The 14,322-nt window shown below is 69.6% G+C and carries 14 protein-coding genes; 7 read left to right on the forward strand and 7 right to left on the reverse strand.

Annotated features, from left to right (window positions below):
* Positions 1 to 131: 131 nt before the first annotated feature.
* The 7 genes from ACIRRY_RS43955 to ACIRRY_RS43985 all read right to left on the reverse strand — a co-directional run bounded on the left by ACIRRY_RS43955 (position 132) and on the right by ACIRRY_RS43985 (position 7,639).
* Positions 132 to 1,718 carry an alpha/beta hydrolase gene (locus ACIRRY_RS43955; RefSeq protein ID WP_403984602.1) on the reverse strand — a complete coding sequence of 529 codons (1,587 nt, stop codon included), beginning with the start codon at positions 1,716 to 1,718 and terminating at the stop codon, positions 132 to 134.
* Between the two features lie 157 nt (positions 1,719 to 1,875).
* Entirely contained in the window at positions 1,876 to 2,667 is a 792-nt protein-coding gene (locus tag ACIRRY_RS43960; RefSeq protein WP_403984604.1) for a TIGR04222 domain-containing membrane protein, read from the reverse strand.
* A 139-nt stretch (positions 2,668 to 2,806) separates the two neighbouring features.
* Entirely contained in the window at positions 2,807 to 3,583 is a 777-nt protein-coding gene (locus tag ACIRRY_RS43965; protein ID WP_403984606.1) for a DUF4142 domain-containing protein, read from the reverse strand.
* A gap of 137 nt (positions 3,584 to 3,720) precedes the next feature.
* Positions 3,721 to 5,151 (reverse strand): DUF692 domain-containing protein, encoded by a 1,431-nt coding sequence (locus ACIRRY_RS43970; protein WP_403984608.1) that lies wholly within the window; start codon positions 5,149 to 5,151, stop codon positions 3,721 to 3,723.
* Positions 5,152 to 5,318: 167 nt separating this feature from the next.
* Entirely contained in the window at positions 5,319 to 6,107 is a 789-nt protein-coding gene (locus tag ACIRRY_RS43975; RefSeq protein WP_403984610.1) for a DUF4142 domain-containing protein, read from the reverse strand.
* Positions 6,108 to 6,240: 133 nt separating this feature from the next.
* Complete coding sequence (locus ACIRRY_RS43980) at positions 6,241 to 6,852, reverse strand: TIGR03086 family metal-binding protein (RefSeq protein WP_403984612.1); 612 nt, start codon at positions 6,850 to 6,852, stop codon at positions 6,241 to 6,243.
* A gap of 103 nt (positions 6,853 to 6,955) precedes the next feature.
* Positions 6,956 to 7,639 (reverse strand): TetR/AcrR family transcriptional regulator, encoded by a 684-nt coding sequence (locus ACIRRY_RS43985; RefSeq protein ID WP_403984614.1) that lies wholly within the window; start codon positions 7,637 to 7,639, stop codon positions 6,956 to 6,958.
* A gap of 54 nt (positions 7,640 to 7,693) precedes the next feature.
* On the opposite strand from ACIRRY_RS43985, the gene ACIRRY_RS43990 reads away from it, so the two are divergent.
* The 7 genes from ACIRRY_RS43990 to ACIRRY_RS44020 all read left to right on the forward strand — a co-directional run bounded on the left by ACIRRY_RS43990 (position 7,694) and on the right by ACIRRY_RS44020 (position 14,321).
* Complete coding sequence (locus tag ACIRRY_RS43990) at positions 7,694 to 8,140, forward strand: hypothetical protein (RefSeq protein ID WP_403984616.1); 447 nt, start codon at positions 7,694 to 7,696, stop codon at positions 8,138 to 8,140.
* 150 nt (positions 8,141 to 8,290) lie between these two features.
* On the forward strand, positions 8,291 to 9,115 hold the full coding sequence (locus ACIRRY_RS43995) for an ABC transporter ATP-binding protein (protein WP_403984618.1): 825 nt from the start codon (positions 8,291 to 8,293) through the stop codon (positions 9,113 to 9,115).
* Positions 9,116 to 9,988: an ABC transporter permease gene (locus ACIRRY_RS44000; protein WP_403984620.1), complete on the forward strand. Its 873-nt coding sequence runs from the start codon at positions 9,116 to 9,118 to the stop codon at positions 9,986 to 9,988.
* Between the two features lie 111 nt (positions 9,989 to 10,099).
* Entirely contained in the window at positions 10,100 to 11,209 is a 1,110-nt protein-coding gene (locus ACIRRY_RS44005; protein ID WP_403984622.1) for an ABC transporter substrate-binding protein, read from the forward strand.
* 60 nt (positions 11,210 to 11,269) lie between these two features.
* The gene (locus tag ACIRRY_RS44010) at positions 11,270 to 12,331 is read left to right on the forward strand and encodes an LLM class flavin-dependent oxidoreductase (protein WP_403984624.1); all 1,062 of its coding nucleotides are present in this window, start codon (positions 11,270 to 11,272) and stop codon (positions 12,329 to 12,331) included.
* Positions 12,331 to 12,990, forward strand: coding sequence for a cysteine hydrolase family protein (locus tag ACIRRY_RS44015; RefSeq protein WP_403984626.1), 660 nt, complete (start codon positions 12,331 to 12,333; stop codon positions 12,988 to 12,990). Before ACIRRY_RS44010 ends, ACIRRY_RS44015 begins: the two co-directional genes overlap by 1 nt.
* Positions 12,987 to 14,321, forward strand: a complete 1,335-nt coding sequence (locus ACIRRY_RS44020) for an NtaA/DmoA family FMN-dependent monooxygenase (RefSeq protein ID WP_403984628.1) — start codon at positions 12,987 to 12,989, stop codon at positions 14,319 to 14,321. The genes ACIRRY_RS44015 and ACIRRY_RS44020 overlap by 4 nt, the downstream gene beginning before the upstream one ends.
* The last annotated feature ends 1 nt before the right edge of the window (position 14,322 follow it).

Raw genomic sequence — 14,322 nt, forward strand, 5'->3', positions numbered from 1 at the left:
ACTCATGTTGCTCTTGCTACTCACTACCTATGACTGCTTCCTCCGGGACCATCCGTCCCAGTATCAAGCTGTCCAGGTCAAAGGGGGAGCTTCACGGGGAACTGCGCGACCAGCCCCCACCGGCCCGCGGACTACTTACCGCCTGACCGCGCAGGACTCGGCTTCGGCTCCTGGTGCGGCGCGCAAGCCGCGCGCCGCTCAGGCAGACGCCCTTCCAACAAGTAGGCGTCCAAGTACCCGTTGACGCACTTGTTGGACCCCCCCGCGACCCCATGAGTCCCGGCGTCCCGCTCAGTCACCAACACCGAGTCCGACAACCGCCGTTGCAACTCAAGCGCCCCGTCATACGGCGTAGCCGCATCCCGCTCGGCCGCCATGATCAGCACCGGCGGAAGTTCGCCCGGTCCCGTGCGCACATCAAGCGGCTGCTGACGCGGCTCGGGCCAATACGCACACGGCAGATTCATCCACACGTTGTCCCACGTCTCGAACGGCGCCTCGCGCGCGAGCCGAGTGTTGTCCCGGTCCCAGTCGCTCCACTCGGTAGGCCAGGGCGCGTCGTTGCACTCGACGGCCGTGTACACCGCGTTGCCGTTCTCCGCCTCGACGGCCGCCCCCGGCGTCGGCCCCGCCTGCTGCACCAGCAGCTTGGGGTTGCCCTTCAGGTAGGCCGACAGCGCCGCAGCGGTGAGCGGCCAGTAGTCGTCGTAGTACCCGGCCGACAGGAACGCGCCCTGCAACTGCGCCGGTCCCACCTTGCCGCCCGCGGGCTTCTCCGCGAGCCGCGCCGAGGCCTTCTCGTAGCTGCGCAGCACCTTCTCCGCGGTGTCACCCAGCCCATACACGTCATCGTGCCTGGCGATCCACTCCCGGAAGTCCGCCCAGCGGCCCTCGAACGCGGCCGACTGGTCGAGGTTGTTGCGGTACCAGATCTGCTCGGGGTCCGGGTTCACCGCCGAGTCGAACACCATCCGCCGTACGTGCGAGGGGAACAGCGTCGCGTACAGCGCGCCGAAGTACGTCCCGTAGGACGCACCCATGAACGTCAACTTGTCCTCGCCGAGGGCGGCGCGCAGGACGTCCAGGTCGCGGGCGTTGTTGAGGGAGTTGTAGAAGCGGAGCTTGCTGCCGGAGCGCTTGGCGCAACCGCGCGCGTAGGCCTTGGCCTGGGCGACGCGCTCCTTCTTGTACGACTCCGAGGGGTAGGTCGGCGACGGCGAGGGCCCCTTGAAGAAGTGCTTGGGGTCGACGCAGGACAGCGGAGCCGCGTTGTCGACACCGCGCGGGGCGTAGCCGACGAGGTCGTAGGCCGAGGCGATGCGCTTCCACTCGGGGAGCATGCCGATCAGCGGGAAGTAGAGGCCGGAGGCGCCGGGGCCGCCCGGGTTGTAGACCAGGGAGCCCTGGCGGGGGACTCTGCGCTTGCTGTTGTGCGGGTCCTTGTGGGTGGCGCGGGCGCGGCCGACGGTCAGTTTGATCTGCTTGCCGTCGGGGTGCGCGTAGTCGAGCGGGACGGAGACCGTGCCGCACTCCATGGTGCCGGGCATGTCCTCCGCGTGGGGGCACTTCCCGAAGTCGATGCCCTTGGCCCGGGCGTGCGCGGCGGCCACCGCGGTGCCGGCCGACTCGACGGCGTCCGGGGCACCGGTGGCCGGGCCGGCGGCGAGGGTGGTCAGGAGCAAGGACCCGGCGGCCGAGTACAGGGCGGCGGCTCGCATGGTGGCGGTATCCCTTCGGAGCACGGCTGCAACAGAAGGGATGTTTCGTTCGCTTGTTGACGAAGGCAAGCACCATCGGGCGGTGTCGGCCCCAATGACCCCCGTGCGCCCCCTGGGAGCGCCTTCACGCTGAGGTCGGCGACACCACTCGGCGAGATCAGCGACGCCACTCGTCGAACTGGCCGCGGTACTGCTCGCGATGCGCGAAGGCCGCCCGCAGATCCGGCTCGCCGACCGCGCGGATGCCGCGTACGGCGACGGACGTCAGATACATGCGGTCGTCCCCGCCACCCGCGTGCCGGGCCAGGGTGCCGAGCAGCCGCTGACCGGCCGGGGAGGCCCAGCGCGAGTACGGGTGCACCTCGACCCGCGCGATGGCCAGACAGCTCAGCGTGAGGGCCAGCGGCAGCGCGAACCAGAGCGCGACCAGCCCGCGCGGCATCTCGGCCCCCGGCGTCAGCAGCGCGGACGCGCCCAGCACGACCACGACGAGCGCGGCGGCCCGCACCTGCCGTACCCCCGTGGCAACGGTCGTACTGCTTCCGTCCGGTACGGCCAGACCCGCGTCGACGAGCCGGTCCGCGACGTCGCGGACCGCGTCCGTGGCCGCCGCGGTGGCCCGCACCGGGCCGATCCTGGACTGTCCCTCGGGCCCGATCGCGCCGATCACCGACCGCTCGATGGCGTCCCGCCCGCGCGGGTCGACGACGGTCGCCCAGCCGGTGTGCGCGAGCAGCAGCCGGTGCTGCCGCGCCATGGAGACGAGCGTCAGATCGGCGACCCGCGCGGGACCGCCGGACAGGAACGCCGCCTCGTAGAGCGTCAGATCGTGTCCCGCGCCCGAGTCGTCCGCGTCGACGGTCGCCGCTCTGACGGCGGCCAGGCACAGCCGCGTGCACGCCGTGCCGGCGACGGCCCAGGCCAGGAGCAGAAGAAGGACCCAGAACATGCCAAGTTTCTATGCCAAAGGCCCAGCGCGACGCCATGCCTTGTTCACAATCCGGACGGAGCGTTGTCGGTATGTGACGTTCCGATTGTCCGGAAACGAACCACGTCCGGAACAGTTCCACGGCAGGTCCACGGCAGTTCTACGGCTGTGTCGGCCCCGCCGGTGGGCTGGAGGCGGCCGGCGGGAGGGCGTAGGTGGGGGAGACCGACGGGGCCAGTGGGACGACCTGACCGGGGTCGGCCACGGTGGAACTGCTGGGCACGGGCGTACTCGACGCCGCCATCTCCCGGGCCAGCGCGGAGAAGTCGACGTACCCGGTGGCCTCCAGGACCTTGATGTGGTCCAGGACGGTGGTGTTCGCGTCATCGGCGAGGGCGCGGACCAGGGAGTTCTGGGTGGTGGCACGGACCTGCGCGACCACCGTGAACACCTTGCCGTGCGCGAGGCGCAGGATGTTGGCGAACTCACGGTCGAAGTTCACGCCCTGCGCCGCGTCGAGCGTGGCCAGCCACTGCTGTTGCTGCGCGTTCGGCTGGTTCGGCAGCGGCAGCCCGAGCTTGGCGGCGACATCGCGCACCCGCTCGTCCAGGAACGTGTGCCCGTCGATGAGATGCTGCCCCGCCGTCCGTACGGCCGCGGTCGTGCCCTTCTCCTCGGCCTGCTGGCCGGCCGGCAGCTCCCACAGCCCGGCGAGCCGGACCCGGGTGACGAAGTCCCGGTCCAAGGCGGACAACGGCCCGTACTGCGTGGTCACCGTCTGGGCGCTGAGCACGTTGGCACTGCTCGGCGTCCCGGACCGGTCGGCGTAGGACCAGACCGGGAACACCAGCGCGGCCAGCGTCGCGGTCAGACCCATGATGATGACGCCGGTGCCACTGAAGATGCCTCGGCCCTTCACGGCGGGTCGCGGTCGCATGAGGTGCCTCCTGTCACGGCACCGCACGTGAGTGTGCTTCTCGTGCGCCTCTCGTGCGGAACCGCAATATTACTGTGGAGTCACTGTCACCTCCCAGGCACCCTGGTCAGCGCGGCCGCACCCCCGTGGCCACCCCCTCAACGGCGTTGCAGCACCCGCCGGGTGGCACGGACGAGCCGGACCGCGGGCCGCTCCGACCGCGGGGCCGGCCCCGAACGCTCCAGCCACCACTCCCGCAACTCCCGCCGCGCCCCCGCGTCCTCGGGCCCGCCCGAGAGCAGCAACTGCCCGACGAAGTCCAGCGCGTCACGCCGGTACCCGCCGCTCATCGCGTGCGAGTGCGCGTACGCGAGAAACGCCGCCCGATACGACTCCCCAAGAATCACCGGCAGTTCAGGAGCCACCTTCGCCACGACATCGCTCCGCTTCACCCCGAGCGCCCGCGCCTGCACCCCGAGCCGCACCCGGTCGAACCCGTCCGGGACGGGAGTCCCGGCGACGAGCGCGGAGAGCAGCGCGGCTTGGGCGAGGGCGAGGCGTTGGCGGGCAGGGTCGGAGGTCTGTGCTGGGGCTGGGGGAGCGGCGGTGGTCCGGGGCGGGTGTACGGCCTTTGACGGCTCTGGGGTGCGCAGAGGCTGTGCCTCCGGCACCCCCACAACCCGCATCGTCTGCGCCTCCGGCACCCCCACAACCCGCAGCGCCGTCGCCTCCCTCGCGGGCACCCCGCTCGCAGCCGACCGTGCCCACCCCTTGGCCAGCGCCCCGCGGATCGCCATCAACTCCCGTTCCAGTTCGGTCGGTTCGGGGAAGTTGTCGTCTCGTTCCAGGAGGACCCCGGGCGGGGAGACGCGGGACGCCAGGTCGGTGAGGATGGCGAGGACCGGGGCGGGGACGGGGTGGGCGTGGGTGTCGTGCCAGACGCCGGCGCGTTCGATGCCGCCCGCGACATGGACGTAGGCGATGGCCTCGACGGGCAGTTCGGCGAGGGCCTCGGCCGGGTCCTCGCCGCGGTTGACGTGGTTGGTGTGCAGGTTGGCGACGTCGATGAGGAGGCGTACGCCGGTGCGGTCGGCCAGGTCGTACAGGAACTGGCCCTCGGTCATCTCCTCGCCCGGCCACGCCAGCAGCGCCGCGATGTTCTCGACGGCGAGCGGGACGGGCAGCGCGTCCTGGGCGATGCGGATGTTCTCGCAGAGCACGTCGAGGGCGTCCCGGGTGCGCGGGACCGGCAACAGGTGGCCGGCTTCGAGGAGGGGGGACGCGGTCAGCGGGCCGCCCGCGCGGACGAACGCGATGTGCTCGGTGACCAGCGGTGAGCCCAGCGCCTCGGCCCGCTCGGCGAGCGCCGTCAGCCTGCCGGCGTCCGGCCGGTCGGCGCCGCCGAGGCCGAGGGAGACGCCGTGCGGGATCACGGTCACGCCGCGTTCGCGCAGCCGTAGCAGAGATTCGGGGAGGTGGCCGGGGCAGACGTTCTCGGCCACGGCCTCGACCCAGTCGATGCCCGGCATGCGCTCTATGGCGTCCGCGATCTCCGGCCGCCAGCCGATGCCCGTCCCCAGTCGCTCCATCGTCCGTCCCCGTCCGCCAGGCGAGCCATGAACCCCATGAACTCCACAAGTCCGCTGTTCGGTGTGACGGGGGTATCGCCCACGGGCAGGGCCCCGAACCTCGGCCGCGTCACTTTCAGAGCAACATTTGAGGTTCGGGGCCAGGACCCGTACGGCCGGGGTGGGCGCTACCCCAGCACGCCGTTCGAGTCGACCGGATCCGGTCGGCCGGTGTTGACCGTGCCCGGTGCGCCCGGGGACGGCCGTGAGGTGGTGCCGATGTTCGGGCTCGCCTCGGCGACCGGTGCCGAGGGCGCCACTTGGCCGGGCAGGGGCGCCGCGGGGCCGGTCGGGCTGGCGGTCGAGGCGTTCGCGACGCCGTTGGCGATGGCGTCGAAGTCGACCCGCCCGGTCTTCTCCAGCACGGTGATGTGGTCGAGCACGGTCTGGTTGGTGTCCGAGGCCAGCTGCCGCACGAGGGTGTTGCGCGTGCTGTTCCGTACGGCGCCGATGGCCGGGAAGATCTTGCCGTGCGCGGCCCGCAGCAGGTTGACGAACTTGTACTCGTACTCCGCGCCGGTCGCCGCGCTCATCTCCCGCAGCCAGCCCTGCTGTTGCTCGTTCGGCACGTTCGGCAGCGCGACATTGAGCTGGGCGGCGACGATCCGCACCCGCTTGTCGAGGTCGGTGTGGCCGACGATGAGATGGTCACCGGCTTCCTTGATCGCCTGGCTGGGCGCCCGCTCGATCGCCTGCTGCCCGGCCGGCAGCTCCCACAGCCCGGCCAGCCGCACCCGCACGATCAGATCCCGGTCGGAGGCCGTCAACGGCCCCCACTCGGTGTTCACGGTGCCCGCCGCCACGTTCGCCTGCCCGGTGCCCGCACGGTCGGCGTACGACCACACGGGAAAGGCGAGCGCGCCGGTGGTGGCGAGGATGGTCGCGATGAACACAGCCGTACCGTTGATACGACGCAAGGGAGCCTCCCGGGGGAACCAACTGGTCGTTGGAGAAGTTGACGCGTGGCCAGTGCCTGGAGGTACGCGCGGGCAGGTCGCCTTGTTCAAAGGGAGGGCAGCTTTGCTCAAAGGGCAGGTAAAGGAAGCGAGTTCAGCGGCTCTTCGTCGGCCAGTGCTCCGGGGTCCGGCCCAGCAGTCGTAGCGCCTCGTCGAGCGGACCGGCGTCCTGCGGTACGTCGAGCGGCGGGGCGAAGGTGAATCCCGGGCCGCGTCCGGCCGGGTCGGTGGGCACCAACTGGGCGACCACCAGCGCGATGTCGAGGACGTCGTCCGACAGGTCCAGCGCGATGCCGAGCGTGGCGGCGACGTCCCAGGCGTGGACGACGTAGTCGATGAAATGGAAGCCGATCGCCGTGCGGCCGGGGAAGCTCGTGCCCAGCTCCGGCAGGGTGAACTCCCGCTCGGTGGCGCCGGGTTCGGCGAACGCGGCGAGGACGGCCGTGGCCGCCGCGCGGTGCGTACGAGCAGGCTCGGCCATGTCCTCCGGCTCCCGCCAGTACGTCCTGTCCTGGCCCGCGCCGCGCGCCGCGGCAGCGAACCCGTGATGCTGCGCGGCCATGTGCGCCACGAGCCGCCGCAGGTTCCATCCCGCGCACGGGGTGTCCCGCTCCCAGTCCTCCTCCTGCGCCAACTCCACTACGCGCAGGGCCTCGTACACGGCGATCCGGTCCAGCTCGACGATGTCCGTTCGGGTGGCAGTCATGGGACTTGACCCTAAAACTGTGCGAACGGTCGTGCTACTGGTTTTCAGCCGAAGTCGGGATGGGGAAATGTGGTGCGCGCGGGGACGTGAAATGCCTTGTAGGTCAGGGGACTTGGGGAGACGTCGAAGGGTCCGTGGCCGCGCACCGCAGCCGTGCCGCTATGCCGACCCGGGCCCGGCGGTACGCGGTCTCCTCGTCGTGCAGTACGGAGATCGCGTTGGCCGTCTCCATCAACGCGACGATCTCGAAGGCGAGTTGGGGTATGTCGGTGTCTTCCCGCAGCTCACCCGCGTCCCGCGCCCCGGCGACCGTCCCCTCCACGAGAGCCGTCCAGTCCCGCTGCGCCCCGACCACCGCGTCGTGCACCGGACCGGACCGGGCGTCAAACTCGGCGATGACCTCGTAGAAGAAGCAGCCCCCCGGGAACACCCGCCCCCGCGAGTACTCCAGCCACAGCTCGCACAACTGCCACAACCGGCCTATGCCTACGGGGAGTTCGGCGGCCGGCCTGATGACCTTCTCGGTGTAGATGCGCGCGGCCTCGCGCACGGTGGCCAGTTGCAGCTCCTGCTTGGAGCCGAACAGCGCGAACACCCCGCTCTTGCTGAGTTGCAGCTCGGTCGCCAACCGGCCCACGGACAGCGCCTCCAAGCCCTCGACGGAGGCGATGTCGACGGTACGGCGCAGCACCAGCCGCCGGGTGCGGTTGCCCCGCTCGACCCGGCCGTCGAGCCGTGTCGTACCCGCGTCCTCGTCCGGTGTCCTGGTCGCTCCGCCTGCTCTCATGGTGGTCCACCCTAAGCAACACGGGGGAAACGGGCACTTCCTAGGATGCGGCGGATGCACCTGATCGTCCTGGACGCCCCCACCGAGTGGAGCCGCTTCGCCGAAGGCTCCGTCGAACGCCGCATGCTGCTCGCGCTCGGCGACCACCTCGGCACGCCCCTGCGCCCGAAGCCGCTCATGCTGCCCGACGGCAGCCGCGTCGAGGTCGAGGGCATCGACGCCGCCTGCCGCGTCCTCGTCCAACTCGTCGGCAACCAAGGTGCGTACAAGCCCGCCTACCGCAACAAGGTCATGGCCGACATGTTCAAACTGCTCTGGCTGCGCGCGTCCGTACCGACCGCCGAGCGGGCGATCCTGCTGGTCACCGAGCTGATCGTGCAGGCCCTGGGCGGCTGGGTGGCGCGGGCCGCGGCGGACCTCGGGATCGAGATCCACGTGTACGACGGCATCACGGTCGCCCCACTGCGCCCCTCGCCGCGGCCAGACGTAAAACGCCCGTAACAGTCAACTGCGCCGTCCCGAAACACAATCTTCCTACGGTCGGGGACACCTAAGCGGATTTCCGCGTGGCAGTCAGTCGCACTCGCTACGCACGCTCTCCGACTTCCAGGATCGGGCACTCGTGCCCGCGACATGGATGGGAGCGTGAAGGTGACTGGTACGCCAGCACTCCAACTGCGGTCGGTACGACGGGTCTACGGCTTCGGGGCCGCCGCGACCACGGCCCTCGACGACGTCCACCTGACCGTGCCGTCGGGCCGTTTCGTCAGTCTCATCGGCCCCAGCGGCTGCGGGAAGTCGACGCTGCTGCGACTCGTCGCCGGGCTCGAACAGCCGGACCTCGGCGAGGTGTCGGTCCACGGGGTGACCCCGGCCCAGGCGTGCGCGGCCAAGATGATCGGACTCGTGCCGCAGAGCCCCGCGCTGCTGCCCTGGCTGTCCGTCCTGCGCAACGTCACGCTGCCGCAGAAGATCAACCGGGGCGCCGGCAGACGCCGGGAACGCATCGCCGACTTCGCCGAACGCCAGACGACCGTTCCCGACATGGAGGAACTCCTCGTCAAGGCCGGTCTCGGCGACGCCCTGCACAAGCTTCCCGCCCAGCTGTCCGGCGGCATGCGCCAACGCGCCGCGATCGTGCGGGCGTTCGGCCTGCAACCCGACGTGCTCGTCATGGACGAACCCTTCTCGGCGCTCGACGAGTTCACCCGCGAAAGCCTCCAGGACCAACTCCTCGACCTGTGGGAGGAGTTGAGGACCACCGTCCTCTTCGTCACCCACTCCGTGTCCGAGGCCGTACGGCTCTCCGACACCGTCGTCGTCATGGCGCCGAACCCCGGCCGCATCGTCGAGAGCATCGACGTCGACCTGCCCCGGCCACGCGGTGAACGGCTCTTCGGGGAACGGCGGTTCCACGAGTACGAGGACCTGGTGAGAGAGCGGCTGCGCCGCGCCTGGCACAGCGAAGCCGCGTGAGTGGGGGGCGAGGACATGACCGTTGCCGATGAACGCGCCACCGCCCCGGCGGCCGAGACAGCGCCGCCGCCCGTCGAACCGTCCCGGTTCAGTCTGAAGCACCCCAGGTCCCGGATCGGCTGGGTCCGGCCGGCCGTGTGGTCGCCCCTCGTGGTGATGCTGGTGCTCCTCGCCGGGCTCTGGCACTGGGGGGCCGAACAACTTCCCTATCTGCTACCGCCGTTGTCCGATGTCGGCAGTTCGCTCTCCGGCAATTTCGGCTACTACGTCCACAACGCCCTTGTCACGCTCGGTGAGGCCACGGCCGGGCTGGGGATGGGGTTCGTCGGAGCGTTCGTCCTCGCGGTGCTGACGAGTGAACTTCCGTTGGTGCGGCGGGCGGTGATGCCCATCGCCGTCGTCCTCAACGTGACCCCGTTGGTGGCGGTGGCACCGGCCCTGGTGGTCGCCTTCGGGTTCGGGCCCATGCCCAAGCTGATCATCACCGGGCTGATCTGTTTCTTTCCGATTCTCATCAACACGGCTACGGGGTTGAGGTCTGTTCCTCAACAGGTGTTGCAGGTCTATCGGACGATGGACGCGAGTCGGGTCGAGCTGTTGTGGCATGTGCGGGTTCCGAATGCGCTGCCGTATCTCTTTGCCGCGTTGCGGATCGTGTTTCCGCTGTCGATCATCGGGGCGGTCGTTGCCGAGATGTCGGCGTCCGGGTCCACGGGGGGTCTTGGCACCGCCATCAGTGTGGCCTCCTCCATGAATCAACTCCCTGTCGTCTACGCCTCGATCCTCGTTCTTGCGGTGATGGGCGTGTTGTTGCTGCTCGCGGTGACTGTTGTTGAGCGGCGTGTGCTGCATTGGCACGACAGCACGGATTGAGCCTGGCAGGACGGTTGTTGTCTGCGGGCCCGGTGGGGGCTGGTCGCGCAGTTCCTCGCGCCCCTTTGGGGCGCTCAACTCATCGGCAATATCGCCAGTTTGGAGTCACCCATGTCCAGCTATCGCCTAACCAGATCTGCTCTCATCGCCACCGTGCTGACGCTCGGCCTCGCCGGATGTGGTTCCGGTTCGGACGACAGCACCTCCGCCGGGTCGGCCGGGTCCGCGATATCCGCGAAGCGGTGTGCGGAGAACAAGGCCGCCGGGAAGATCACGTATCTCTCCGGGTACCAGTTCCAGTCCTCCGTCTCGATCCTCGAATACATCGCCGCCGCCAAGCTGGGGTATTTCAAGGACCTTTGCCTCACCGTCGATCTCAAGCCCGGCAGTGGTGACACCGCGCAGAACACCAAGCTGCTCGCCGGTGGACAGGCGACCGTGTCCGCGATCTCCGAGCAGGATCTGATCCAGGCGCAGGCCAACGGCATCGACATCAAGGGCATTTCCTCGTACTCGAACGCCGGGCTCGACATCCTGATGACCAACAAGGACATCACCGACCTGACCCAGCTCGACGGCAAGGTCGTCGGGCACAAGGGGTATGTCCCCGCCGCCGTCGAGGCGATGCTGGTCAAGGCCGGTGTGAAGTGGGACTCGCTCAAGCTGGTGAAGGAGGGCTACGACCCCTCCGTACTGCCCCGTAAGCAGGGTGGCCTCGAAGCGCTCACCGGGTTCATCTCGAACGAGCCCAACCAGCTCAAGGCGGCCGGCAAGGACGTCACCGTGTGGAAGCCGGTCGACTACAGGATCCCGAGCTCGATCGGCGCGATGGCGGTCAACCCGGCGTTCGCCAAGGCACGTCCGCACGCCGTCGAGGACATTCTCCGAGCCGCGTTGCACGCCTACGAGTACTGCTCCTCCAGCGAGGCGCACATCACCGAATGCGTGGGCTACGCGGCCAAGTTGTCGGGCCCGACCTACGACAAGAAGCTCAACGCGACGATCTGGAAGACCGAGACGCAGGTCGTCAAGGAGAACCCGACGCCCGGACAGCCGCTCGGCGGGGTCGACCCCGACAACGTCACCCAACTCGTCGCCATGCTGCACCAGTTCAAGATCGTGCCGAGCAGTGTGACCGCCGCCAAGGCCGGGGCGTGGTTCGACACCTCGTTCGTCAAGGACATCTACAGCGGCGACAAGCTCGTCTGGCCCGCGCCGTAGCGCCCCACGGTCGGCAGACCGTCGAAACGCCCCTGAAAGAGCCGCAGAAAGGTCCCTGACGTGCCCGCGAAAGAGTACGGAATCTTCCTTCCCATCGGGAACGGCGGCTGGATGCTGTCCACCACCGCGCCGCATCCCGAGGCGTCCTACGCCTACAACAAGCGTGCCGCCCTGCACGCGGAGAACATCGGGCTCGACTTCGTGATGTCGATGGCCAAGTGGCGTGGTTTCGGCGGGAGTACGGACCACTGGGGCCGCTCGCTGGAGTCGATGACGATGATGTCGGCGCTTGCCGAGGCGACCAGCAGGGTCAAGATCTGGGCGACCCTGCACGCCAACATCCACAACCCCGCCGTCGCGGCGAAGATGCTCACGACCCTCCAGGACATCTCCGGGGGCCGGGCCGGGATGAACATCGTGAACGGTTCCTACGCGGGGGAGTTCGAACAATTCGGGGACTGGGACCCGGAGTTGAGCCACGAGGACCGCTACCGGATGACGGAGCTGTGGACGGAGGCGGTCACCCGGCTGTGGACCGAGGACTCGGTCACCCTGCGCACCCCGTACTTCGACCTCGCCGACTGCGAGTCCCGTCCGCATCCGGCGACCCGGCCGACGCTCATCAGCGCGGGCCGGTCCGAGGACGCGCGCCGCTTCCAGGCCCGGTACGCCGACGGTGCCTTCCTCGCCGCCGACAGCCTCGACGACATGCGGTCGCTCTCCGCCGACGTGCACGCCCGGGCCAGGGCCAACGGCCGTGTCTGCAAGACCTATTCGATGCTCACCGTCGTCCAGGACGACACCGACGAGCTGGCCGTCAAGAAGGTGAAGGAGTGGGGCGTGGGCGTCGACCGTGAGGCGCTCGCCCATATGCGGCACACCTGGGGCGTGCCCGCGGACCAGGCCCGCGCGTGGGCCGACGGCGCCGACGGGGAGGCGGCCTTCCAGACGCCGTACGTCGCCGGCAGCGCCCGTACGGTCACCGAGCACATCGAGTACATCGTGCGGGAGGCCGACCTCGACGGACTCATGCTGATCTTCCCGGAGTACGACGAGGACATGGTGCTGTTCGGCGAGACCGTGCTGCCCGCGCTGCGCGCCCGCGACGAGGTGGCGGCCTGATGTCCGACCTGCGGGACCGACAACTCGCCCAGCTCGGCGGGCCGTTCAGCAGCCCCGCGCTCGTCGTGGTCGACGTACAACGGGACTTCGCCGATCCGGACCGGCTCGGGGCGTACGGCCTGACGGATGAGGCGCTGGCGACGCTGGACCGGACGGTCACCCGGATCTCCGAGCTCGTCGACGCCGCGCGTTCCGCCGAAGTGCCGGTCGTCTGGGTCGAGTTGGGCAGCGACCCGGCACGGCCCTGGCGGTCGAGCAACTGGCTGCGCGAGGGCGACTACGACGCGCCCATGAGCCCGGACGAGCCGTGCCGGATCGGGACGCCCGGCGCCGAGTGGTACCAAGTGCGGCCGGGGGACGGTGAGTTGCGGGTGGTCAAGCGCGGGTACAGCGGCTTCCTCGGCACCGATCTCGACGCGCGGCTGCGCGCCGCCGGGCACGACTGGCTCACCGTCGTCGGCCTGACGAGCGAGTGCTGTGTGTACGCCACCGCCCAGGACGCCCTCCAACTCGACTGGCCCGTCGTCGTACCGCAGGACACGACGGCCGCCTACGACCCTCACGTCAACGCCGCCGCCCTGTTCCAACTGGGCCTGAACGTGGCCGTGCTGAGCGACGCCGACGAGGTCGTCGAACTGTGGAAGAAGGCCGCGCGATGACCGGAATGCACATCGGTTACGACCTCTCCTTCACCCACACGGAGGGCGCCTGGGCGCGACAGGGCTCCTGGATCGGGCGGGACTTCCCCGACGTCCGGATGTTCATGGAACTGGCGCAGACCGCCGAACGCGCGGGCGTCGGGCTGCTGTTCTTCGGCGACGGCAGCGGCATCCCCAGCACCTGGCGGGGCAGCATCGCTCCGGCCGTGGAGTGGGGCATCCAGTGGCCGCGCCACGACATGTCACCGGTCATCGCCGCCATGTCGACGGTGACGGAGAAGGTCGGCTTCGGGCTGACGTACTCCTCCACGTTCATGCATCCCTTCTATGTCGCCCGGCTGTTGAACTCGCTCGACCATGTGACCGGCGGCCGTATCGCCTTCAACGTGGTCGCCTCCACGCGCGGCGCGGACGCGGCGAACTACGGGTTCACCGAACTGATGGACCACGACCTGCGCTACGAGCGGATGGAGGAATTCGTCGACGTCTGCCGGGCGTTGTGGGACTCCGTGGCGCCGGACGCGATCGTCCGCGACCGCGGCACGGGCCGGTTCGCCGACCCCGCGAAGGTGCACCCCATCGACCACGAGGGACGCTTCTTCACCGTCAAGGGCCCGCTCGCGTCCGTCCCGGGCCCGCAGTACCACCCGCTCATCGTCCAGGCCGGCAACTCCCCCCGGGGCATTGCGGCTTCGGCCCGCTTCGCCGACCTGGTCTTCGGCTTCGGCGGCAACCTCGCCGGCCAGCAGCGCCATCGCAAGCTGCTCGACGAGGCGTTGCTCGCGGAGGGGCGGGATCCGGAACACGTCGGAATCCTCTGGGCCACCCAGGTGATCGTCGGCCGCACGAAGGCCGAGGCGCTGGCGCGCTGCGACGCGGTGCACGAGTTCTGGAACGAGGAGGCCGTCGCCACCTATCTCTCGCACAACGCCGGCTACGACTTCTCGACGCTTCCCGGGTCCTTCCGACTGGGCGAACTGCGCGACGAGTTGGCGGCGGCCAACGCGAGTCCCGCGGGGATCGTCGGCTCGCTCGTCACCGAGTTCGGCGCGGACCACACCATGAGCCGTAGCGAGTTCTTCGCGCACGGACGGGGGCGGGCGACGGGCCTGGACCACAGTGTCGTCGGCGATCCGGCCGCCGTGGCCGACGCGTTGGAGGAGAACTTCGCGGCCACCGGATCGCGCGGCGGCTTCATGTTCTCCAGCCCGCTGGCCATGCCCTCCGGCTTCGCCGGGATCAGCGAACTGCTGCTGCCCGAACTGCGCCGCCGCGGCGCCCTCGCACCGGCGTACCCCGGCTCGACTCTGCGCGACAACTTGGCAGTTTGAG

The sequence above is a fragment of the Streptomyces sp. NPDC101776 genome, from assembly GCF_044766845.1.
Classification (GTDB): Bacteria; Actinomycetota; Actinomycetes; order Streptomycetales; family Streptomycetaceae; genus Streptomyces.